The 24,670-nt window shown below is 34.5% G+C and carries 16 protein-coding genes; 7 read left to right on the forward strand and 9 right to left on the reverse strand.

Annotation, left to right across the window (positions count from 1 at the left end; all coding sequences use genetic code 11):
• The first annotated feature begins 44 nt into the window (after nt 1–44).
• From FEM21_RS00165 to FEM21_RS00180, 4 genes are all read left to right on the forward strand, one after another.
• On the forward strand, nt 45–3,563 hold the full coding sequence (locus FEM21_RS00165) for a malectin domain-containing carbohydrate-binding protein (RefSeq protein WP_035656581.1): 3,519 nt from the start codon (nt 45–47) through the stop codon (nt 3,561–3,563).
• Between the two features lie 38 nt (nt 3,564–3,601).
• Nucleotides 3,602–6,037 carry a sugar-binding domain-containing protein gene (locus FEM21_RS00170; protein WP_035656582.1) on the forward strand — a complete coding sequence of 812 codons (2,436 nt, stop codon included), beginning with the start codon at nt 3,602–3,604 and terminating at the stop codon, nt 6,035–6,037.
• Between the two features lie 146 nt (nt 6,038–6,183).
• On the forward strand, nt 6,184–8,535 hold the full coding sequence (locus FEM21_RS00175; protein WP_035656583.1) for a hypothetical protein: 2,352 nt from the start codon (nt 6,184–6,186) through the stop codon (nt 8,533–8,535).
• Between the two features lie 125 nt (nt 8,536–8,660).
• On the forward strand, nt 8,661–10,550 hold the full coding sequence (locus tag FEM21_RS00180) for a peptidase U32 family protein (RefSeq protein ID WP_035657052.1): 1,890 nt from the start codon (nt 8,661–8,663) through the stop codon (nt 10,548–10,550).
• Nucleotides 10,551–10,753: 203 nt separating this feature from the next.
• Here the strand turns inward: FEM21_RS00180 and FEM21_RS00185 are convergent, their stop codons facing one another.
• The 9 genes from FEM21_RS00185 to FEM21_RS00230 form a co-directional block, all read right to left on the reverse strand.
• Nucleotides 10,754–11,086: a 2Fe-2S iron-sulfur cluster-binding family protein gene (locus FEM21_RS00185; protein WP_035656587.1), complete on the reverse strand. Its 333-nt coding sequence runs from the start codon at nt 11,084–11,086 to the stop codon at nt 10,754–10,756.
• Between the two features lie 238 nt (nt 11,087–11,324).
• Entirely contained in the window at nt 11,325–11,735 is a 411-nt protein-coding gene (locus FEM21_RS00190) for a BrxA/BrxB family bacilliredoxin (protein WP_035656588.1), read from the reverse strand.
• A gap of 112 nt (nt 11,736–11,847) precedes the next feature.
• A complete protein-coding gene (locus FEM21_RS00195) occupies nt 11,848–12,993 on the reverse strand; it encodes a lycopene cyclase family protein (protein ID WP_035656590.1) in 1,146 nt (381 codons plus the stop codon).
• A gap of 54 nt (nt 12,994–13,047) precedes the next feature.
• Nucleotides 13,048–15,351 (reverse strand): TonB-dependent receptor, encoded by a 2,304-nt coding sequence (locus tag FEM21_RS00200; protein WP_035656592.1) that lies wholly within the window; start codon nt 15,349–15,351, stop codon nt 13,048–13,050.
• Between the two features lie 346 nt (nt 15,352–15,697).
• Nucleotides 15,698–16,654, reverse strand: coding sequence for a DUF4625 domain-containing protein (locus tag FEM21_RS16055; RefSeq protein WP_051627412.1), 957 nt, complete (start codon nt 16,652–16,654; stop codon nt 15,698–15,700).
• Between the two features lie 15 nt (nt 16,655–16,669).
• Entirely contained in the window at nt 16,670–19,087 is a 2,418-nt protein-coding gene (locus FEM21_RS00210; RefSeq protein WP_035656595.1) for a TonB-dependent receptor, read from the reverse strand.
• Between the two features lie 114 nt (nt 19,088–19,201).
• Complete coding sequence (locus FEM21_RS16060; protein WP_051627413.1) at nt 19,202–20,200, reverse strand: DUF4625 domain-containing protein; 999 nt, start codon at nt 20,198–20,200, stop codon at nt 19,202–19,204.
• 27 nt (nt 20,201–20,227) lie between these two features.
• Nucleotides 20,228–20,701 carry a DUF4625 domain-containing protein gene (locus FEM21_RS00225; protein ID WP_035656598.1) on the reverse strand — a complete coding sequence of 158 codons (474 nt, stop codon included), beginning with the start codon at nt 20,699–20,701 and terminating at the stop codon, nt 20,228–20,230.
• A 420-nt stretch (nt 20,702–21,121) separates the two neighbouring features.
• Nucleotides 21,122–21,472, reverse strand: a complete 351-nt coding sequence (locus FEM21_RS00230; RefSeq protein ID WP_035656599.1) for a hypothetical protein — start codon at nt 21,470–21,472, stop codon at nt 21,122–21,124.
• A 120-nt stretch (nt 21,473–21,592) separates the two neighbouring features.
• Between FEM21_RS00230 and FEM21_RS00235 the strand changes: the two genes are divergently transcribed.
• The 3 genes from FEM21_RS00235 (at nt 21,593) to FEM21_RS00245 (ending at nt 24,661) form a co-directional block, all read left to right on the forward strand.
• On the forward strand, nt 21,593–21,973 hold the full coding sequence (locus tag FEM21_RS00235) for a Fur family transcriptional regulator (protein ID WP_035656601.1): 381 nt from the start codon (nt 21,593–21,595) through the stop codon (nt 21,971–21,973).
• A gap of 77 nt (nt 21,974–22,050) precedes the next feature.
• On the forward strand, nt 22,051–23,919 hold the full coding sequence (locus tag FEM21_RS00240) for an Nramp family divalent metal transporter (RefSeq protein WP_035656603.1): 1,869 nt from the start codon (nt 22,051–22,053) through the stop codon (nt 23,917–23,919).
• Nucleotides 23,920–24,007: 88 nt separating this feature from the next.
• Nucleotides 24,008–24,661 carry a metal-dependent transcriptional regulator gene (locus FEM21_RS00245; protein ID WP_035656604.1) on the forward strand — a complete coding sequence of 218 codons (654 nt, stop codon included), beginning with the start codon at nt 24,008–24,010 and terminating at the stop codon, nt 24,659–24,661.
• The last annotated feature ends 9 nt before the right edge of the window (nt 24,662–24,670 follow it).

Below are 24,670 nucleotides of genomic sequence, written 5' to 3' on the forward strand. Positions count from 1 at the left end.
ACCCTTTTAAAGTCGTTACTTTGAAAGGGTTAAATACATAAAAAATGAAGAAAATAATATACATATTATCTTTTATAACTACTTTTTCGTCTTTGCAGGCGCAAAAGAAGGAAACTTCATTTCGTGAAGAAGTTGTTCTGGATACCAATTGGAAAACCACCATGGTGGATTCGCATGCGGAAGTAAAAGAGGATTTTGCGACAAATTCGGGTTCAGATGCCAATTGGAAAACTGTAAGTATTCCTCATAATTGGGATCAGTACGAAGGCTTTCGCCAAATGAAACATGGTAATTTGCACGGAACGGCCTGGTATTCGAGAAATCTGAAAATTGGAAAACAAGAAAAAGGAAAAAAACTCTTTTTGTTTTTTGAAGGCGTAAATAGTTATGCTACGGTTTGGGTTAACGGAAAAGAAGTGGGTCAGCACAAAGGAGGTAGAACGACTTTTACTTTAGATATTAGTAATGCTGTAAAATATGATGCTAATAACCGAATTGTAGTTAAAGCGGCTCATCCTGCTTTTATTGCCGACTTACCTTGGGTTTGTGGTGGTTGTTCTGGCGAATGGGGATTTTCAGAAGGTTCACAGCCTATGGGGATTTTTAGACCAGTGACTTTAATTACGACTAATGATGTCCGAATTGCTCCTTTTGGAATTCATATCTGGAATGATGAGACAGTTTCTAAGGAACAGGCGATTTTGCATACTACTACTGAGATTCAAAATTACAGTCTGTCAGATAGAAATGTTACGGTAATCAGTTCTCTTTTGGATAAAAACGGAAAAGAAGTCGCTTCGGTAAAGAATACTGTTGCGCTTTCGAAAGAAACCAAAGAGATTGGCCAAACCTTACCAACAATTAAAAACCCTAATTTATGGTCGCCGGAAAATCCGTATTTGTACACGCTTTCGACCACAATTTTAGAAAAGAACAAGGTGGTAGATAAGATTATTACCCCTTATGGAATTCGTTGGGTTTCCTGGCCTGTGGGCAGAGAAGGCGATGATAAGCGGTTTTTTATCAATGACAAGCCCGTTTTCATTAATGGAACTTGCGAATACGAACACCAATTAGGGCAAAGTCACGCTTTTTCGAATACTCAAATAAAAGCCAGAATCGAACAGATAAAAGCGGCAGGTTTTAATTCTTTTAGAGAAGCACACCAACCACATAATTTGAAATATCAGGAATTGCTGGACGAAAGTGGTATTTTGTTTTGGTCTCAGTTTTCGGCTCATATTTGGTACGATACTCCGGAGTTTAAAGATAATTTCAAAACCTTATTACGCGAATGGATCAAAGAACGCCGCAACAATCCGTCAGTAGTATTGTGGGGATTGCAAAACGAAAGTACCATTCCAAAAGAATTTGCTGAAGAATGTACAAAAATCATCCGCGAAATGGATCCAACTGCTTCAGCCCAGCGTAAAGTGACGACTTGCAACGGTGGTGAAGGAACCGACTGGAATGTGGTGCAAAACTGGTCAGGAACTTATGGTGGCGATCCGTTTAATTATGCGGTCGAAATGACAACGCAATTATTGAATGGTGAATATGGCGCCTGGCGTTCGCACGATTTGCATACTGAGGGAGAATTTGACCAAAAAGGTATTTTGAGCGAAAACCGTTTTTCGCAATTAATGGAAATTAAAATCAGTCAGGCTGAATCTGTAAAAGATAAGATGACGGGGCAATTTAACTGGCTGTTTTCTTCTCATGAAAATCCGGGACGTGAGCAAAACGGAGAAGGATTCAGAGCCATCGATCAGGTAGGACCTGTTAATTACAAAGGACTTTTTAGTATTTGGGGCGAGCCTCTGGATGCTTATTATTTATATCGAGCGAATTATGCATCTAAGAAAACGAATCCTATGGTGTATATCGTTTCGCATACCTGGCCTAATCGCTGGGAAGCTCCCGGAATCAAAAACGGAATCGATGTGTATTCAAATTGTGATGAAGTCGAATTATTCAATGATGTCAACAATGAGTCTTTAGGGAAATTGAAAAATCCGGGTGTTGGACAACATTTTCAATGGAATAAGGTTAACATAAAATACAATGTGCTGTATGCTGTGGGTTATGTTAATGGTAAAAAAGTAGCTCAGGATTATATTGTTTTAAACAATTTGCCTGAAGCACCATCTTTTAAAACCTTAAGTACAAAAGAAGAAATTGTAGTTGCAAAAAAAGATTATAATTATATCTACCGTGTCAATTGTGGTGGGCCGGATTTCATAGATGCTGACGGAAATCAATGGTTAGCAGATGTGCATAAAACCAAACCGAATACCTGGGGTTCGGTTTCCTGGGCAGATGATTTTAAAAATGTGCCTGCTTATTTTGCCAGTCAGCGATCTACTTCTGATTTAGTTGATGGGACTCAAAATGATGCTTTATTTCAAACTTTCCGTTACGGAATGGATAAATTAAAATATGAATTTCCTGTGCCTGATGGCGAATATTTAGTCGATTTGTATTTTTCGGAGCCTTGGTATGGAAGTGGCGGCGGACTCGATTGCAAAGATTGGCGTGTTTTTGATGTAGCTATTAATAACAGTGTGGTTATCAAAGATTTCGATATTTGGAAAGAAGTTGGTTTTTCTAAAGCAATCAAAAAAACCGTGATGGCTAAAAGTAAAAACGGTCAGTTAGTGATTTCTTTCCCTAAGGTAACTTCGGGTGAAGGAATTATCTCGGCAATTGCAATTGCTTCCAAAGAGCAATCGGTGACAGCAGCTGCGCCTTCGCCAAAAAATATTTTAAATGTTACTGCAAATACAGCATTTGAAATTGGTTCGTGGCTAAACACTAATCAAAGGCAATATTTGGATAGAGAAACGGTATTTACGGAATTACCGCCTAATTTGTACACTGCCGATTATATCCGTTTTTCGGATGCTAAAAATACCACTGGTTCTTTTATTTCGAAAGAAGCAGCTACAGTTTCAGTATTAATATATTCGAAAGAAGAAACAATTTTACCTTGGCTTGCTGATTATAAAAAATCGGAAGCAACGGCAAAAAACAGTAACGGAGTTGTTTTTACTATTTTCGAAAAAGAAGTAAAAAAAGGAGAAACAGTGTTTTTTGGTGACAAAGGTGATGCTACTCTGGCGTTTACTATTGTGGTTGTCCCAACTTCCGATTTAGGGAAAGTGAAAGACGACCGACCTTCGTTAAAACTCGAAGCAGAAACGGCTAAAATAAAAGGAGGCGGAACTGTAGTAGGAAATTTCAAGTCGAGCGATTATGTTGAATTTGCAAAAAACACACCAAATAGTATCGAATTTGAAGTGAATCCAGGTGTTGCTAATATATACCTGATGCGTTTTAGATACATGAATTTGAATCAGGAGCCTATAAAAGTAAAACTGATTATCGAAGATGCTTACGGAATTTTGATGCGAAATGATGAAATTGAATTTCCGGCGCCAACAGAGAAATGGAAAGTTTTAAATACCACCTCAGGCGGTTATATTAATGCCGGAAAGTACAAAATCCGAATCGAATCGGATAATATGAAAGGATTGCGATTGGAATCTATGGAGTTTCAATAAAATAGAGAATAGAAAAAAAGAATAAAGAAAATAGATTTATGAATTTACATAAAAGTGTTTTTAAAAAGACAGGAACAGCAATTGTGTTGTCGTTGTTAGTTGCCTGTGCAACTACAAAGAAAGAGAGTAGAATAGTAGCCGATTTTAACCCGGACTGGAGTTTTAAATTAGGTGATCATCCTAATGCTATTCAGGCTAATTTTAATGCTAATGATTGGCGCACTTTAGACCTGCCGCACGATTGGAGTATCGAAGGAACTTTTAGTAAAGAACATTCTACTACAGCAAGACAAGGTGCTTTGCCGGCAGGTAAAGGTTGGTACCGCAAGACTTTTACACTTCCGGAATCAGCTAAAAACAAAAGTATTGCTATTGAATTTGATGGTGTTTTTTGTAATAGCGAGGTTTGGATTAACGGACATTATTTAGGAAAACGTCCGTTTGGATACATCTCGTTTTCTTATGATTTAACGAAGTATCTGAACTTTGGAAACCAAAAAAATGACATCGCTGTAAAAGTGGATAATGATGCGCAGCCAAGTTCAAGATGGTACACAGGTTCTGGAATTTATAGAAATGTACGTTTAGTAACTACTGATAAGTTGCATGTGGCACATTGGGGAACTTATGTAACTACGCCTGAAGTTTCAAAGGAAAAAGCTACTGTGGATTTCAACGTTAGTATTCAAAATGATGCTGATTTACCAAAAGAATTTAAAGTAGTAACCACTATTTTGGATGCCAAAAACAGTTCGGTAGCAAGATTAGAATCTGCTGAGAAAATAGCTGCAAATGCTATTTTAGAAAAAGGACAAAAATTGGAAGTTAAAAATCCAAAATTATGGGATACTAAAAACCCGAATTTATACAAAGTAGTGACCAAAATCTATGATAAAAACACTTTGATAGATGAATATGAAACTCCGCTTGGATTTAGATATTTTGCTTTTGATGCCGAAAAAGGTTTTTCTTTAAATGGTGTTCCAACAAAACTTTATGGAGTTTGTTTGCACCACGATAACGGAGCTTTGGGAGCTGTGGCAAATTTTCATGCTATCAAACGAAAATTAACCCTTATGAAAGAAATGGGTGTGAATGCTATTAGAACGGCTCACAATCCGCCTTCTGTTGAGTTATTACAGCTGTGTGACGAAATGGGTTTTATTGTGCAGGATGAGGTTTTTGATGTTTGGAAAAAGAAAAAAGTGTCTAATGATTACAATAAATATTGGGACGAATGGCACAAACAGGATTTGATAGATTTTATCAAAAGAGACCGTAATCATCCATCAGTTATGATGTGGAGTATTGGGAACGAAATCCGTGAGCAATTTGACAGTACAGGGGTTGCGATTACAAAAGAGCTAACTCAAATTGTAAAATCTTTAGACAAAACAAGACCGGTAACTTCGGCTTTGACGGAGAATGTTCCGGAGAAGAATTTTATTTATCAGTCGGGTGTTTTAGATCTTTTAGGATTTAATTATAAGCACGAAGATTACGGAACGTTTCCGGAGCGTTTTAAAGGGCAAAAAATTGTAGCTTCTGAGAGTGTTTCGGCACAGCAAACCCGTGGCCGCTATGATATGCCAACAGATTCTATCCGATTCTGGCCTAAAAAACACGCAGAACCTTTTGATGGAAATGCCGATTGGACTGTAACTGCTTACGATAATATCGCTTCTTACTGGGGAACTACCCACGAGGAAAACTGGAAAGCAGCTAAAAAATATGATTTTATAGCAGGAACTTTTGTCTGGACAGGTTTTGATTATCTTGGTGAACCTGATCCTTATCCTTATCCGGCGCGTAGTTCGTATTTTGGAATCGTAGATTTAGCGGGATTACCAAAAGATGTGTATTATATGTACCAAAGCGAATGGAGCGATAAAAACGTTTTACATTTATTACCGCATTGGAACTGGAAACAGGGTCAAATGATTGATGTTTGGGCATATTACAATAATGCTGATGCCGTAGAATTATTTCTGAACGGAAAATCTCTAGGTTCGAAAGCTAAAAAAGGAGACGAATTGCACATTGCCTGGAAAGTGCCTTTTGAAGCAGGAACTTTGAAAGCAGTTTCTAGAAAAGATGGAAAGATAGTTAAGGAAACGGAAATTCGTACTGCCGGTGAAGCTGCTAAAATCAATTTGCAAGCCGATAAAACAAGCATTAAAAATGATAGTTATGATTTGGTTTACGTAACGGTTTCTCTACAAGACAAAGACGGAAATCTACTTCCAAAAGCCGATAACCTAATTAACTTTAAAGTTTCAGGTGGTGCTAAAATTGTTGGAGTTGACAATGGTTACCAAGCCAGTTTAGAGCCTTTCAAGGCCGATTACCGCAAATTGTACAACGGAAAATGCATTGTAATTCTACAATCGAATAAAAAAGCAGAAGACATAACATTAGAAGCTACTACAGTAGGGAATATAAATGCTGCTACTGTGAGTATTAAAGTAGAATAGTTTTTCTCAGACATACAGATTTTAAAAAGCACGGATTTTATTCGTGCTTTTTTATTTAAATAAGAAAAAACTTAGACAAATAAAAAGAATGCTTATATTTGAGGGTGTAAATATTTATAAATAAGTCAAAGTAAATAAAAAAATTAATGAAACTATCAAAAGAGGAAATCCTATACAAGTATAAAGCTAATACTGAATTCATTAATAAATTTAGTTCGCTTTTCTCAATTAAATTGCTTTTAGGAAGATGTATAATCGACGAAAAATATGAGTTAAATCCAGAATTTAATGACTTAATTATTTTAACTAAATCAGGACAAAAAATATTTGATACAATCATTAAAAAAAAGATTTCTGTTGACAAACCCCAAAATATAAAATTAGTTATCTTCTTAGAGTTTTATCATCATGATTTATTTATTGACATAGAGAAGATAAATATAAATTCAATCGAAATCATTTTAGACAAAGAAATTAAATCTAAAAAAATTAGATATCCCTGGATATATGGAAGAACGCTTTATGATAAATATTTTAAAATTTTTTCAAACCAATCTAAAATATTAAGTGCAGATGAAACAACTAAACTTCTTAAAGATACACCACAAGGTGTATTTCAAGTGGGTAAGTATATTGTTGGACCAATAGGGCTATTGAAATCAGAAAATTTAAGATTTAATTCACCTCAAAGAAATGTTAAACTTTACCATTGCTCTGATTCTTCATGTACAGCATTTCATAAAACACTTTTAAAAACTGCGAATCTTTTTGAATTGATACAAAATGAAGTTGATAAATTAATTCCAAAAGAAGAATCTTCAGAATGGAATATGGTATACAGTGAAACTATAGAAATAAAAAATGAATATTATGATTTTGATTCGTTAAATGAAATAAATTTGTTGATTGTTAATGCTTTTGGTAAGAAAGAGTTAATGCTTTTAATGTCAAATATTATCAATTCTTCAAAATCTTTTAGAGAAAAATTACCAAAGAATGAAAATTTTGTTGGTTCTGCAAATTCAATAGTAGAAAAGCTTGATAAAGCTGAATTGTATCAACTTTTACTACTTGAAAAAGATGATGTTATTGTTGAATATTTAGAGAAAATGATTTCATTAAACGAAGTTGTAATTCCTGCAACTGAAATTCGTGAAGTTAAGTTTTTAAATACTTCAGGGTTTTACAATATATCGCATCAATGTAATAAATTAGGATTTCGTTCAGTTAGTAATAATAATTTAGCAATTAACAGATTAAATAAATTAATATTAGATGTTAATAGTGATGATTCTACAAAACAAATTTTAGAATGGAAACTTAGATTTTATGAATTTGAAACTTTAAAAGAAAAAATTGAGGCATATACTAGAGTAACAGATCCAGCTAAAGTTGTAAAAGAAACTATTCTTTCAGGACCACTTCAAATTACTAAAGTGTTTGAGAAAATTTACGGAAATTTTGAATTGCCTAATAATGAAGAGAGTGAAAATAATTTAATAAATAAAGTATTATGGAAATTAGGATTTGATATAAATATTTATCCTAATACAATAAATGATTTTTGGAATAAACTTGAAGATTTTAAGGATACTGTCAGGAGTGTGAAAAGTTTAAATACTTTTGAAAAAGATAAAATTAGAAGTTCATCTGTTAACTTGTTTGTTGCTTTAGAGGATATTCTTGAGCAATCACTTTCATTTATAACTTGGTTTCTACTTTCGGATCATTTTTTAGAAACAAAATTCAAATATGATTACGAAACAGCTAGGCATTTTATGAGTAAAAAATTAGAGGGACAAGTTATTGGGTCTAATGAGCCTTTACGTTTTGATAAAAATGGAAAAAATACACTTTTCCCTTTGACAGAGGGCTTTTCTGCATTAGTTCAGATTTGTGATGAAATTATGTCATCTTCAAGAGATGAATATTTACGTTCGAAAGAAGAGCTTCCTAGTTTTTATGATAAAGCTCAGTATACATCATTCCCATTTATGCATAAAATATTATTACTCGATCTAAAAAGTAGTAATTATCAAAGTATTAAAGAAAATATTTCTGAGATATCATCAGAATTTAATAAAAATTCTGTTTTATCAATTAGAAATAAATTGCAGCACAAAAGGGATGATTTTCCAAGTACTGCAGAAATACTAAAAGCTTGTTATACAATTGAAGAAGTTGTAAATAAACTTGAAATAAATAGTTTGTGGCCTAATGTTTATTTGTTTAAAACTTTAAATTCGGATAAATATAGACGATATAATTATGCTTTTGAAGATTATAAAGGAAGAGCAATAAATTTAACACCAACTTCAGAATTCTTAGGAAGTAAATTAATTGGAATTAGTGATCCTCAAATAATATTGCCAAATGTGCATATTGGTAATTCATTAGAAGTTTTAAGATTTAAATATAACGAACCTTCAGAGTATTTAGAATATTGGAAAGACTATCCTCTAAAAAAGGGAAAGTCAGTAATAGATAAAATCAGTTAAATTATATAAGGTGTTCTTTTTCAGATGATTTAAATCTTAATCTTTCCAAAACCCTGCTTTTTTGAGAAGTATTTTATACTTTTGCACTCTGATTCCAAAAAACAAGGAATCCTATTGTGGAAATGATGAAAAAGAAAGTAGAAATTCTTGCTCCGGCTAAGAACCTGGTTCAGGGAATTGCCGCTATTAATGCGGGTGCAGATGCTGTATATATTGGAGCACCGCATTATGGAGCGCGTACTAATGCAACCAATTCTGTTGAGGATATTGCCGAAATGGTAAAGTATGCTCATCTGTTTAAAGCACAGGTTTTTGTGGTGATTAATACCATTTTGTACGATAACGAATTAGAAGACTGTAAAAAACTAATCTATCAATTATACGATATTGGGGTTGACGCATTGATTGTGCAGGACATGGCCATTATGGAAATGGATTTGCCGCCAATTGTCATTCACGCCAGTACACAAGCGAATAACCGTGAACCAAAACACGTAAAATTCCTGAAAGATGTGGGAATGCAACGTGTGGTTTTAGCACGTGAGTTGAATTTAGATCAGGTTAGGGATATTGCCGCTGCTACCGATGTGGAATTAGAATTCTTCGTTTCCGGGGCGCTTTGCGTATCTTTTAGTGGGAATTGCTATATGAGTATTGCAGGCGGAGAACGAAGCGCTAATCGTGGTTCCTGTGCGCAAAACTGTCGTTTGCCGTATAACCTGATTGATGGTGACGGAACGACATTGTTGACCGAAAGTCATTTGCTTTCGATAAAAGATTTGGATTTAAGTGATCAATTGCCAAATCTTATTGAGGCAGGAGTTACTTCATTCAAAATCGAAGGTCGTTTAAAAGACATTGTTTATGTAAAAAATAATACTTCGTTTTTAAGAAAGAAATTAGATGCTTTTTTAGAAAATAATGAGAATTTCCAAAAAGCTTCTTCAGGGAGAACTTTCTATAATTTCGAACCGGAAATGGACAGAAGTTTCAATAGAGGTTACACAGATTATTTTGTAAATCACCGTAAGGAGAAAATCGGGAACTGGGAAAGTCCAAAATCGCAGGGACAACACATTGGTAAAGTAACCGAAGTAAAAGCTAATGGTTATGTGATTGAAAATTTCGAAAAACTGAACAACGGTGACGGTTTGTATTTTATTAATGCCGAAGGTATTGCCGATGGGATGCAAATTAATATTATCGTGAATGATATTGTGGTGCCAAATACGTTCAAGAATATTCCCGTTGGCACGATGATTTACCGTAATTCGGATGCCGAGTTCAACCGAATTGTTGAGAAAGAAAATGCTGCGGTTAGAAAAATTGGCATCGAAATGCGATTTTCTGAAATTGCTGGAGGTTTCCAATTGACGGTTACTGACGAAGACGGACATCAAAGTGTATCGACTTTAGTTACTGAAAAAGAACTGGCAAAAAGTGAAGAATCGGTAATCCCGAATATTTCTAAAAACTTGGCTAAAACCGGGAATACGCCTTTTATAGTTGATGGTATTGAAGTGGAATTTACTAAAAACTGGTTTTTGCCAATTTCGAAAGTGAATGAAGTGCGAAGAATTGCTTTGGAACAATTGATTGATATTCGAATCAACGAATACCACAGGGAAGAATTCCAAATTACAAAATCGGATATTCCTTATCCAACGGAGAAATTGGATTTTACTTTTAATGTTTCGAATAAATTAGCGAGAGCTTTTTACAAAAGACATGGTGTAACCGAGATTGAAAAAGCATTCGAATTGCAATGGGATCCCGGAAAAGCACGTGTGATGACAACCAAATATTGCGTGAAATATGAGCTCGGTAAATGTGCCCGTTTTCAGCGTGAAACCATGGGGGAGAAAGTGAAAGAACCGCTAACTTTAAAACACGGTGAAACCGAATACAAACTGAAATTCAACTGTAAACCTTGTGAGATGGAAATTTGGGAAAAAGATGCCGAATTTGAAATCATCGATCAGGACGAGCAATTGGATTATGTAAAAAGAAGATAAAAACATCCAAATTGTCAGGCTGAGCTTGTCGAAGCCTAAAAGATATTAAAGAAAGCTGCAACTGATGTTGTGGCTTTTTTTATACTTAACCGCTAAGGTCACAAAGAATGCACAAAGCCCGCAAAGATTAAGATTAGTTAAGAATGCTTTGTGAACTTAGCGTAAAAAACTTAGTGCTCTTTGTGGTTAAAAAACATTACGGATTAGACTTCCATAAGACTAATTTCAGCAGCATTTAAATCGGCTGTAATGTAGATTTGGCAACTCAGGCGGATGTTGTCTTCATCAAACCCTAATTGCGCCAAAGTATTAGGTTCATTACGGTCTTTTATAGCTGAATTTCCAGTGATACCTTTGGTTTTTATCACACAGGTAGCACAACGACCTACACCGCCACATTCACCAAAACTTTCCAGTTGTAATTCGTCTTTAAGCAAGAACATCAAGTTAGGGTATCTTCCATGACGTGTTACAACGGGAATCCTAGTTCCGTTTTCGATAATAGTGAAGCTGATGGTTTTGAGTTGTTTTTCCAAGGTTTAGGCGAATGTTATACCGCAAAGTTCGCAAAGTTTTACGCAAAGTCAGGAAGTTTTTTAATAAACCGTTAAGGCAATTAAGTTTAGTGAAGTATGCTTTGTGATCTTTGCGAAAAACTTGGTGTCCTTTGTGGTTAAATAAAAACCGCAAACTCACATTAAAAATCTGTGAATCTGCGGTTGAAATCTTTGCGAACTTAGCGTAAAACTTAGTATTCTTTGCGGTTAAATTGTATTAGCAAAATTCATTGTAAGCATCTTGTAAGTTCTCAGCAATCATTTCAGCCGGACGACCCTCAATGTGGTGACGCTCTAACATGTGAACCAATTCTCCGTTTTTGAACAACGCCATAGATGGCGATGATGGAGGGAAAGGAAACATATGTTGTCTTGCTGCATCAACAGCATCTTTATCAACTCCTGCAAAAACAGTGATTAAATGATCAGGTTTTTTAGCACCTTGTAAACTCATTTTTGCTCCCGGACGTGCATTTCTTGCAGCACAACCACATACAGAGTTTACAACTACTAATGTTGTTCCTTCGGCTTTAATAGCGTTGTCAACTTCTTGTGCACTATGTAAATCTTGAAATCCAGCAGCAGTTAGTTCTGCTTGCATTGGAGTTACCATTTCTTGTGGATACATATCGTTTGTGTTTTAATTTGTAATTTTTGAATAGGCAAAGTTACGAAGAATCTACTGAAATTTTTGACTTCGATTATAAAGTTTTGTTATAGTTTGATAGCCATTTATGAGGTTATAAATAGCGCCTTGATTTGAATAAGGCTTTGATGAAAACCATTTTAGGACATTTTAAAATTACCTGAATATCTTCCGGCAAAGAAGTTTCTTCATCCAGAAATTTAAAAATCAAAGCAGGATTTCCATTTTTGAACATCGAAGAAAAAATAGAAGCACCCAACTCGTTTTTTCGGTCTAAAATGTCTAATAGTAACAAGTCATAAAACCAGAATTTACTTTTTCGATGAAATTTTCTAAAGTCGGTTTGCTGTTGAAGAAAGTGAACTAATAGGGTCGAATATTTATCAGCATTTTTAAAAGTGTAACCTGTACTGGCTTTAGTCCATCCGCCGGCAGTTCCTATATTCAGAACTCTTTTAGTGTTTTTTTTCCAAAAAGGATAGCAAGTCATCGGGATGCTGCCTTGTTCTTTTTCGGTTATTTCAAAATTTTGAATGCCTAGTTTCTGAATGTAATTTTCAATTTCCGATTCATATTCTTCTTTCTCTAAAAGGTCAGCCGAGAAAAGTGTGTATTCTATCAAAGCTTCATTTTTCGAAACGGGCAAGACATACATGAATCTTGTATTGCCTTTTTGGGCAACCGAAAAATCCATAAAAGTAGCTTGTTCCGGATTAAAAACGGCTTCGAAAGTTTTTATTTTCCAACCAATAAAATGCTGTTGTAAAACAGGATATTTATTTTGGTTACCAACAACAGCTTTGTTGTAAATACTATTAAAAACACGGTCGCAGGTAAATGAATTGTTTTCGGAAGCGACATAGACGTGATTTTCAAGTTCATTAATATCGGTTACTTTTTCGTTTAGAAAAGTGATGTTTTTTTCTTTCGAAAGTAATTCGAAGACAAAATTATAAAAATCCAGTCCCTGAATCATTTTGTATTGGTAAGGCTGGATTTCTAAATTTCGCTTAAAATCAGTATTGGCAAACAAAGCCGAATCCCATTTTTTTGAAACGATGGATTCCCAAATCGAATTTTCTTTTTCCCAAAAACACCAGGTTCTGTCATTAGTTTTTTTTGGATTTTCATCCAATAATAAAATGCTTTTATCGGTATATTTTCCAGATTGAACCATTTTATACGCCGTCATTAATGCAGCCAGACCCGAACCAGTAAAAATATAATGGAAGTGTTTCATAAGATTAGAAGCGAATTCTTCTCAAAAATAAGGAATTATGAAGCCGTTTTGAGATTAATTACAGATTTTTAATCCTATAAAAGCTGTTCTTGGTAACGCAGGACCATATACAAAGTTGCTATCACGATTTTTGCCTAAATCAAAGTCCGATTGATAGGCGTTGAACATGTTTTTTAAGCCGCTGTAAATTTCGAAATCAAAACCTAATTTTTTGCTTTCAACGGTATAACCAATTTTTGAATTTAGTTCCGAAAAAGATTTTGTAGTAATCATTTCGTCTATCGTTTGATTTGGAGCACCAGCAAAATGAGCAATTTTCATTTTTCCTGTATAGACATAATTTAGGTTGATATTCCATTTTTTGTTTGGTGTAAAAGTCGCCATGGCAAATCCGTATTGGTTGGGTGTTCTTAAAAAATCCTTGGTAGGAGCAACGCCGTCAATATAAGTTACGGCTTCGTTATATTTACTGGTTTGAACAGTATATCCTGCTTCCAATTGTAATTTTTTATTAAAATTTGCACGTAATTCCAATGTAATTCCTTTTACAATAGCATCTGATCCATTTTGTTTTTCGAAAACTTCTCCAAATTCGTCTTCGCCAATGTTCTCCAAAACAAAAGCATCTTTTAAGCGCGTATAAAAACCTTCAAGTGTAAATCCTGTAATGAAATTTTCGGTTGCTTTGTCATAATTGATAGAACCGCTCCAACTTTGAGAACGCTCTTTTTGCAAATTTGGATCATAAATTACTCTGGAAACACCGCCGCCGGCAAAGGCAATATGCAAATCTGTATCAAAAGCCTGAGGAGCTCTAAAACCTGTTCCGTAGCTTAGTCTAAATTGAGTGTTGGTTTTGTATTTGTAAAGTAATGCCAAACGTGGACTAGCAATGATTTTATCAACTAAATTGTGTTTGTCAAAACGAATCCCTGAAAGTAAATCCAGACTTGGTAGAATTGCCCAGTCACTTTGTACAAATGTTCCTAAATCCTTAGTGTGTTGGTCAATTAAGTAATTATAAGAAGTAATCTGATCAAAAACTTTATCCGAAATGTATTCTGATCCAATAGTAAATACATTGGTTCCGTTTAAAAAATTATCCAGTTTATGGTTGAACTGAAAACCACCTTGTACAGTTTGCGTTGTCGAAATTCCATAAGGCGGATTGGCTAAATGATTTTCAATTTCGGCTGGTTCATCCGGAAAAATTCCTGTGTAATGTTTTCTGTCGGTGTTTTGCCAGGCAGCATACGTAATTAAAGAACTTTTATCATTGTTAAAATTGATTTGGTAATCTAAACTTCCTAACCATATTTTATGATTTCGTTCCTCCGATTGTTGGGTTAGATAAGCAGCTTTATCTGTGATTTCACCACCAAAACGATATTCGTTGAGGTTACTGATACTTAATTCTATCTTTTGATTTTCTGTTGGAAGTAAAAAGAAATTAGCTCCAAAAGAGTTGTTTTCGATTAAAGGAATTTCCGAAAAATTATCACCATTGGCATCATAATGTTCACGTTCGCGATGGCTCATAAACAAAGAAACTCCTGCGTTTTTGTTTTCATTGACTATGGTTGCGTTTCCGTTTACATTGTAATCATTGCTTTTTCCGCCAATGTTGTAATAGGTCGAATTGATTTCGAAAGCGTTTTTTTTAGGGACTTTTGTAATTACGTTTACTGTTCCGCCAATGGCGCTGGAACCGTATAAAGATGAACCTCCGCCGCGAACCACTTCGATACGTTCAATCATGTTTACAGGCAATTGTTCCATACCGTACAAACCCATTAACGGACTAAAAATAGGTCTTCCGTTGATTAGAATTTGAGAATAGCCACCAGCCAATCCGTTCATGCGTAATTGCGTATAATTACAGGTTTGACAATCCGTTTCTACACGTAAACCAGGTTGGAATTTTAATCCTTCAGATAAATTACAAACCTGTAAATTATCGAGCATTTTGCTGTTAAGCACATTTACAATTACAGGACTTTCAGTTTTTCGTTTGAAAGTTTTTGTTCCTGTTACCACTACTTCGTTGAGGTCGTTTTGAAAATCAGTTACATCAAAATTGACTTCTTGAATTTCGTTATTGTTGATGGTTATTGTCTTTTTTACGGTTTGAAAACCCAAACCATTCACCTGAATTTCATAAGTGCCAAACGGAATTTTTTCCAGCTTGTAATTTCCTTCAGTATTTGTAACCGTCGCTTTTTTCAAAGAACTAATCACAATATTCACATAAGGAACTGTAGTAGTTTTAGATCGTACTGTTCCTGAAATTTTCCCATTTTCCTGTGCCTGAAGAGTTGATATACTAATTAATAAGATTAGTGTAATTATATTTTTCATTTTGAATAAATTAATTTTTAGACAAAACTAAAAATAATATTTGATTAACAAAATAAAAAATCGAAATAATTCAGAATACTAATTAATTAAGTTGGAAATAGAGATTTTGTAATCAAAAAAAGGCATACAAAAGTTACTGTATGCCTTTTAAATGTTTAGAATTTATAAGTTAGTGTCCAGCACTGTTTTTATGACCAAAAATGGAGATTCGGTAAGGTGTTGCAGACGTTTTTATCTTTTTAATAGCTAAAAATGAAACAGAGTTAATAATTTTTGAATTTTCGACTCTAATCACTGGAGAATGAATTATGATAAAGCATGATTTATTAAATGATAAAATAATAGTCTAGTTCATCTTCACTGTAATTTCTCCGTAATGGAATACCGTCATGTTGTAGGTGGTGTTATGATAAATGAAGCCGACATAGTATTGACCTGATTCCCATTTTTTTAAATTTATAATGGGACTTGGCGAAGGAAAGTTTTTGTCAGAAGCAGCACCAATTCTAATTGAAGGATAAATTATTGTTAATGGATTTGTAGCAAAATTATACATGTTTGAACCAGCCCGTGACTCTGCCAGATTTTTATGCTCCCAAAAATCAGCTACAATAGCTTTTGAGAAATCTATGGATGCTATTGTTTCAGGTTTGTGATTATGTTTTTTATTAATAATAAGACAATACATTCTACCATCTCCCTTTATTGCGGCAACGCTTACTATAGGTGCAAGAAATTCATTTTCGTTAATAGCTTCGTCTGATTTATAAAATCCATTATGGTAAATATTACCTAGTGAATACATTATTCTGATGTTATTAAAATTTGAATCAACAGCGTCTATTCCAAAATCAAATTTAAGATCAAGCGGAAGATTTTCTGGAGCATATATATTCAAGGTTCTCTTTTCTTCAATTTTAGTCCCATTCTGGTCAGTTACAACAATTAAAAAGCTGTATTTTCCTTCTGCGGCATCTGCTGGAATATCAAAATGCTTATGTACAACAGCATTTTTTACTCCGGCATACTGCTCCCAGATGATTTGATGTGACCATGCTTTAGAATATGTTTCTGTAATGATCTGATTAATTTTAATCTCTACATTTTTTATCTTATCTCCAGCTTTAATTTCTGCATTAAAATGAAAGTCCTGACCTATAATGCCTATCTCATTATTTCCTAGTCCAAGTTCTATTTTATCTATTGTTGGTTTTTGAGCTTGCTGCTCATCATCATTGCTGCAGGAGAGCACAAATAATGATAAGGTAAATAAGCAAATAAGTTTGAAAAAATTGTTTTTCATAAGGAATGGGATTTGTTAATTAGATTTAGATATTGAAAACGGAATTTTTACAGACACTATAAAATTTCGCCCTGTTTCTGGTAATTCAATCAATCGATAAAAACTCGTGTGGTTTAAATAGCGTGTGTTAAAAAGATTTTGCACCTGTAAACTCAGGTTAATGTCTTCTTTCCCTACTTTAAACTTTGTGCCTGCGACCAGGTTAAAAACATGACTAGCCGGTGTCATTTTTTCGGGAGGAACAATACGGTTTTGCTCGGCTGTGTAACGGTAATCGAGTGTTAAATAAGTATCTTTTAAGTTTTTAATTTCTGGATTATAAGTAATTCCCGTAAGCACGGAAGCAGGAGGTGAAAACGGCAACGTATAACCTTCTTTGGCTCCGGATAGTTGTACGGTATAAAGATATTCAGCTAAAACTTCGGCTGTCAAATTATACGCAAACTGATATCGCAACTGTAATTCTGTACCATAACGATTGACTTCACTTTGCTCGTATTTAAAAACCTGATTTCCGGCACCGTAATATAAATCATGCTCCGCTGTTGGATTTAAGTAAATGTAATTTGGGAAATAATTGTAAAAAGGAGTCAATTCAACCGACCACTTTTGCTCTTTCCACTCTATTCCAAAATCAAATTGATAGGAACGTTCGGGATCTAAGTCAGGATTTCCTCTTTCATAACGGTAATAATGATAGTTTACACCATTTGATGCTAATTCTTTTGCAATTGGCATTCTGAACCCTGTTCCAACATTCGTCTTCAGGGCTAATTTTCCAGGATTATAATTAGTTCCTATAGACCAGTTGAAACTTGAAAATGCACGACTGAAATTTTCGGCTCTATCCAAATATTGTTCTGTAATCTGATCATCGATTTCTACCTCACTTGGAAACCAATCGGTATATTGTTTTACATTGATTTTTCCGTAATCAAAACGCAAAGCGCCATTTATCATCCAATCGTCTTTTAACTGTACTTTGTCATGAACGAATAAACCGGTATTGAATTGATTAAAAGCCGGAATTAAAAATCCCCAACCTCCAATTTTATTTTCTTGGGTTTCAGCGTTAGCTCCTATTGTAATTTGGTGTCGACCTAACTCAAATTCATCTTTAACGCTAAATAAAAAAGTATTTTTATCATATTGTCTTTCTAAATTTTCAGGGGCGTACATGTCTTCAGGATAAATGGGTGGCATGTAGCCGTGGTTGACATATTGGCTCCATTCACGACGGAAATTATTTTGAAATCCCAATTTTGTTTCCAATTTATGATTGTGAATTTTAAAACTGGTTGTATTACTTATTTTAAAATGATTCACTTGCTGATACGGCATTAAAATATCCCGATTAGAACTATCATGCAATTCGTTATCTACATTTCGGGGTTCAAGACCGTGGGCATTGGCAAAAAAACCACTTTTTGAATTGACATTACTGATGTGAAAAATAGATTTGAATTTATCAGAAACATAGCCCGTACTGGTATGAAAATCCAATTCCTGTCCGGCGGTGTTACGCAAATGATTTTTGTATAAAGGAACTGTAAAATTGTACACTTGAACTTTATCGGTTGGTACACGATAATCGGCATAATCCATAGCAGTAATGCGGGAATCAAAGAACCAATTATGATTTCGACCATAGAGATTAAAAGAACCGCCAATTTGAGCATTATTGCTTTTTCCGGTAAAATCGATATTTCCTCCAAAAGCATGCAGTTTCGGTAACGGTGCCGGCAGAATATTTACAGCCCCGCCAATAGCATCCGAACCAAACATAAAGGAAGAAGGTCCTTTTATAATTTCAACCCGGCTCACATTGTATTGATCGATTTCGAGTCCGTGATCGGCACCCCATTGTTGCCCTTCGTGTTTCAGACCATTTTCAACTACAACTACTTGATTAAAACTCAAACCGCGAATTAAAGGTTTAGAACTGCCAGAACCTATAGAAATGGTTTTTACGCCAGGAATTCTTTGAAGTGATTGCATCAAACTACCGCCCAAATTACGTTGAATATAACTCTGGCTTACAATTTCAAGATTTAATGATTCTTCTTTTTTTCGCTTATCAGCATACGATCCAGAAATTACAACTTCTTCTAATTCTTTCATTTCAGGAACCAATTTGATATCCGGTAAAACTGTTCCAATTTGCGCTTTTGAAACCGTAATTTTTGTTGATTCATAACCACTAAAAGTCACTTTGATACTTTTAATTTCAGTAACATTTTCAAAAAAATACAGACCATTGCTGTTGGTGAGTACACTTTTTCCTGAATTGGTGATGGTCACTATCGCAGCTGCTAAAGGAGTGCCATCATAAGTAGTTACTTTTCCTGAAATGGTGTTGTTTTGCGCATTTGTTAACGTTACAAAACCAAATAAAAAGAACAATAAAAGTTGAAATTTATAAGTAAGTTGCATTCCTGTACTATGTTTTAATCAAAAATTGAGACTGAAAAATCAGTTTAAATAGGAAAAACAGATCCTTATAGTTGCAGTATAAGAATCTGTTTTTGTATGAATTGTTGTTGTGAATTACTCTGCGTGAATTTCAAATTTTAATTCTAATTCATTTGAACCCGCAAAAGCAGTTGCATAATCAGCACGGTTCCAATCGGCTCTGGTAATAGTTGTTTTAACACCTGTATTTACTTTACGCATTACAAAAGTTACATCTTTTTCACCTTTGTTATCTGTACCAATAGTAAGGTAAGTTGTAACTCCTGTTGAAGTAGTTGCGGTTGTAGATCCTGTAGTTCCGTCAGCATAAGTAGCTTCACGAGGTTGAAAAATAGCACCGGTTCCATTGGCTGTAGCAGCATTTAAAACAAAACTTCCACCTACTAAAAACGCTTTGTAATTTGTAGCAGTTGCAGCATCAGCAATATATTTATTCTGAGTTTCAGCTCCTTTATTGTCATAGGTTTTTAGAGCAATTTTGTAAATCGCTGTAGGATTCAAATGTAAATGTCCGCCAGAAATAGCATTACCATTTTCATCAAACGTAACTGTTATTGGTGTTCCAAGAACTTCTGCTGCTAAGCCATGAAAGTGATCGCCATGACCTTCAACTCCTGTTCCGGTTACGGGTGTGAAAACTAAAGCAGCGGCTGGATTTTTTAATACGATTGCTAATTTTGATTCGGCTTCTTTGCTGTTTCCGTTTTTATCGGTTACTTTAATATGCAAATGATAATCGCCTGGAGCTACATCAGCAGGAATATCAATGTGTTCGTGAAAAGTTGCGTTTTTTGCACCCGAATATCCTTCGGTAAAAATTTTATTTAATTCCCATCCACCAGTAGTTTCTGAGTGAATTTCTACTTCTATTTTATCAATATTTGCGGCAGCTTCAATCTCAGCTTCTAAGTGTAAATCGGCACCCGCAAAAGCTTGTAAACTATTGTTTGTGCCTACTTCTAAAAGTTGGATAGATGGTCCGCTTATTGCATTATCATCATCATTTGAACAGGCAGTGAAAAATAAAGCAGTTCCAAGAATAAAAAGTGCTTTTTTGAAAAAATTTGCATTCATAGGTTATTGGTATTTAATTATTAATTTTTATTTGATTTTGATGCTTAAACCTTTAAGACTTTGCCATCCTTCTTTGTCCGTTAATTTGATCAAGAAGTGATAATCTCCCGGATCAATATGAACTGGGATATCAATTTCCTGTACCGCATCATAGGATTTTAGACCCTCTGGTATATTAACCGATTTTAGATATAAAAGAGGTTTTACCGCTTGTTTATTAGCATCAGTAGAACAGTTGCTTACTTCGGTACTGTGTGTGTGATGATCAAAATTGTGATGGATGTCAAGACTATAAGACCCTAATGCGGCATTGTCTGTGAAACGGGCTTTGAAAATGAGTTTCTGACCGCGCGTTATTTCACTGCACTGAATAGGAAAAGCATCAGCTCCGGAAATATCAATTACAGGATATTCGGTATCGATGTTTTCATTGTCGCTACTGCAGGAAAAAGTGAAAAGCGTTAAGGCAAAAGCTGTTGAAAGCAACAATTTTTTTCTCATGATTTATTTGATTTTAGTGAATATAAAATTTGATCTTCCGCTAAAATGGGATTGATCAGTAAGTTGAAATTTTGATTTCTGCAGAATTTTTTAGTAAAAAAAGAATCGGCTAAACCTTTTTTTAAGGTTTAATTCTAATCCGGATCTAGTAGCAAATCAGTACCCAAATTGCAGTATGAGTTTTAATCTCTTTTGATTAAAACTTTGTGGGAGAGCAGTAAAAAGTTTTACAGCAAGTTGCCATAAATGTTCTGCTATGGTTTACGAATAATCGCAAATCATAACAGCTGTGAAACGAGAGAAACTCCAGTTAAAATTAATGCCCTTTGAATGCAACTACAGTCTTTTACAGATAAATGATTTATTTACAATTTGTTAAATAAACACCTATCTCAAAGTAGTTTTATAAGTACTGCAGATTTATGATAAAAAAATAGGGGGAGCTCTAAGAGCAAAAAGACTTCCTGTAAAAAATGAAGTAGATTTTTCGAAAAATAATGAAACTGAAGTTTTTACTACATTGTTTTTATGGAAGCTAAATACATAAAAATCATGGGTAGTAAACGAGCTAAAACTAAAATCACAACTGAAACATTTTTCAGAAACACTATGGTCGTTATTTATGTCAGTTTTGTTTTTAGAATGCTGCTGCGAATATTTTGCAGCTATTTGTTCAGAATGATGTTCATAAGCATGTATCGACTGGAACAATATTGAAAACAATACTGCCAATGCCAGAAACACATTGATTATGGTATATTTTTTTTTCATTCCTAAAGTTGGTAACTTTCTATTGTTGTCTTTTCTTGTATCTTTGCTTAGTGCAATTGTGTTGCAAATATAAAGATCTTATTTTTAAATGCAACAAAGTTGCGTTTTATTTTGTAAAAAATGAAAAACACCCGAAATACCATCGCTAAATCGGCTATTTTAGAATTGATAAAAAATTCGGAAGTAGCCTTGTCACATGCCGAAATTCAAAAAATGAATCAGGAATTGTGTGACAGAGTCACTATTTACAGAGTTTTAGATCGCCTGGTTGCTGAAGATGTGATTCATAAAATTGCTACGCCCGATGGAACAATTAAATATGCAGCCTGTCATCATCATGACAATCATCATCACACGCACAATCATGTACATTTTAGTTGTGAAAAATGTCATTCGGTTACTTGTCTGGATTCGGTCGAACCTTCTTTTAACGTTCCCAAAAATTATTTGGTTAAGCAAGTCAATTTTACGCTATCTGGTTTATGTCCGGATTGTATCTAAATTTAGTCTTGACTAAAAATAATATTTGATTAATGTAATTTTTGTATATATTTGCGACAATTAGTTCAGCATTTACAATGGGAAAATCACTTGAAGAAGTTCATCAGTCGGTTTCGACACAGAATAAAACCTCCATTTTTAGAAAAATATTAGCTTTTTTTGGTCCTGCTTATTTGGTAAGTGTGGGTTACATGGATCCGGGAAACTGGGCAACTGATATTGCGGGAGGAAGCCAGTTTGGATATTCCTTACTTTGGGTTTTATTGATGAGTAATTTAATGGCGTTGCTGTTGCAAAGTTTAAGCGCAAGACTCGGAATTGTTACTCAGCGGGATTTGGCTCAGGCTTCAAGAGAAACCTATTCGAAACCAGTTAATTATATTCTTTATTTTTTAGCCGAAATTGCTATTGCAGCCTGTGATTTGGCTGAGGTTCTGGGAATGGCAATTGGTATTAATTTGTTGTTTGATATTCCGCTTATCGAGGGTGTTTTAATCACCGTTTTAGATACTTTTTTATTGCTGTTTTTAATCAATAAAGGCATCCGAAAAATGGAAGCTTTTATTATTGTTTTGGTCGCCATTATTGGATTTTCTTTTGTTTTCGAAATGATTTTTGCTGAACCTGAACTGGATAAAGTAATTTATGGTCTGATTCCTTCAATTCCTACAGAAGCTGGTTTGTACATTGCCATCGGAATTATTGGTGCAACGGTAATGCCGCACAATTTATACCTGCATTCTTCCTTGGTACAAACCCGAAAATTCGACCGTTCGCCAGCAGGAATCAAGCAGGCTTTGAAATACAATTTTATCGATTCGACTATTGCTTTAAATTTAGCTTTTTTAGTAAATGCAGCTATTTTAATATTGGCAGCAGCCACATTTTATAAAAACGGAATGCACGAAGTAGCCGAAATTCAGGATGCACACCGATTTTTAGAACCGCTTTTAGGAACAAAATGGGCGCCTATTTTATTTGCAGTTGCATTGATTGCAGCAGGGCAAAGTTCGACCATAACAGGAACTTTGGCAGGACAAATTGTAATGGAAGGTTATTTGAATTTACGAATCCAGCCTTGGGTACGAAGAATCATCACGCGACTAATTGCCATTGTGCCGGCAGTTGTGGTTATTTTAATTTATGGTGAAAGTGTTACCGGAAAATTACTGATTTTAAGTCAGGTGATTTTGAGTTTACAGCTTGGTTTTGCTATTATTCCTTTGATTCATTTTGTGAGTGATAAATCAAAAATGAAAGGATTTCATGTTTCAAGAACGACTCAAATTGCTGCCTGGATTATTGCTTCGATCATTGTTTTGCTGAATGCAAAATTAGTTTATAACGAAATTGTAGGCTGGCTCGAAATTTCAGAAAATCCAATCGTATTGTGGTTTACAGTAGTTCCGTTGGCCTTCTTTTTCTTAGGATTGCTGCTTTATATTGTGTTTAAACCATTTGTTACTAAGGCAAAACAAGATATCCAAAATCATTCTCCGCACAATTTGAAGTTGCAGTTTTCTAAAACCGGAAGTTATGATAAAAAGAACATTGCCATTTCGGTAGATTTTTCTTCAGCTGACGAAGCAGCTCTGAATAATGCTTTTGAGCTGGGAGGAATGGACGCAAAATATACGCTGATTCATGTGGTAGAAACTGTAGGAGCAATGGTTTACGGAGAACATACAGATGATCATGAAACTATAATTGATGCAAAATTACTCAAAGAGTACAAACAAATGCTTTGGGAAAAAGGATTCAAAATAGAAACAGAACTTGGTTTTGGTAAACCTGATAAAGTGATTCCTTCAATAGTCAATAAAGGTAATTTTGATATTTTGGTGATGGGAACTCACGGTCACACTGGATTTAAAGATTTAATTTTAGGTACAACAGTCGATAAATTACGTCATAAAATTTCGATACCTTTGTTGATTGTTAAATAAAGTCGCTGAGTTACTAAGTTCCTGAGTTCTTTCTTTGAACTTTAACTTAGAATCTTAGGAACTCAGAATCTTAGAAACTTCAAAAAAAATGACTTTTTCAGAAGAGAATTACCTTAAAGCAATATATCATTTAACGGCTTCCTCAGAAGCTGGAGTTAGTACTAATGCCATTGCTGAAGTGATGGAAACCAAGGCGTCTTCAGTTACTGATATGCTAAAAAAACTGGCAGAAAAAGATTTGGTTAACTATAAAAAGTATCAAGGTGTTTCACTGACAGAAAACGGAAAACTGGCAGCTAAAATGATTGTGAGAAAACACCGTTTGTGGGAAGTTTTTTTAGTTGAAAAATTAGCTTTTTCCTGGGATGAGGTACACGATATTGCCGAACAATTAGAACACATAAAATCAGAAAAACTGATTAATAAATTAGATGATTTTCTTGGAAATCCTACCGAAGATCCGCACGGAGATCCTATCCCGAATGCGCAGGGACATCTTCCTAAAATTGAGAAACAATTGCTTTCAGATTTGATTGAAGGACAAAAAGGAATTTGTGTAGGAGTAAAAGATACTTCTTCGGAGTTTTTAAAATACCTTGACAAGCAAGGTATTGCTTTAGGATCTCCAATTGAAATTTTAGGAAAAGAAAGTTTTGATCTTTCGCTTCGAATAAAAGTAGATGAAAAACCATTGAATATTTCGAATAAAATAGCAACAAATCTTTTCGTGAAATTAGGCTAAGTTATTTTC

It is taken from the genome of Flavobacterium seoulense (assembly GCF_000695795.1).
Lineage (GTDB): Bacteria > Bacteroidota > Bacteroidia > Flavobacteriales > Flavobacteriaceae > Flavobacterium > Flavobacterium seoulense.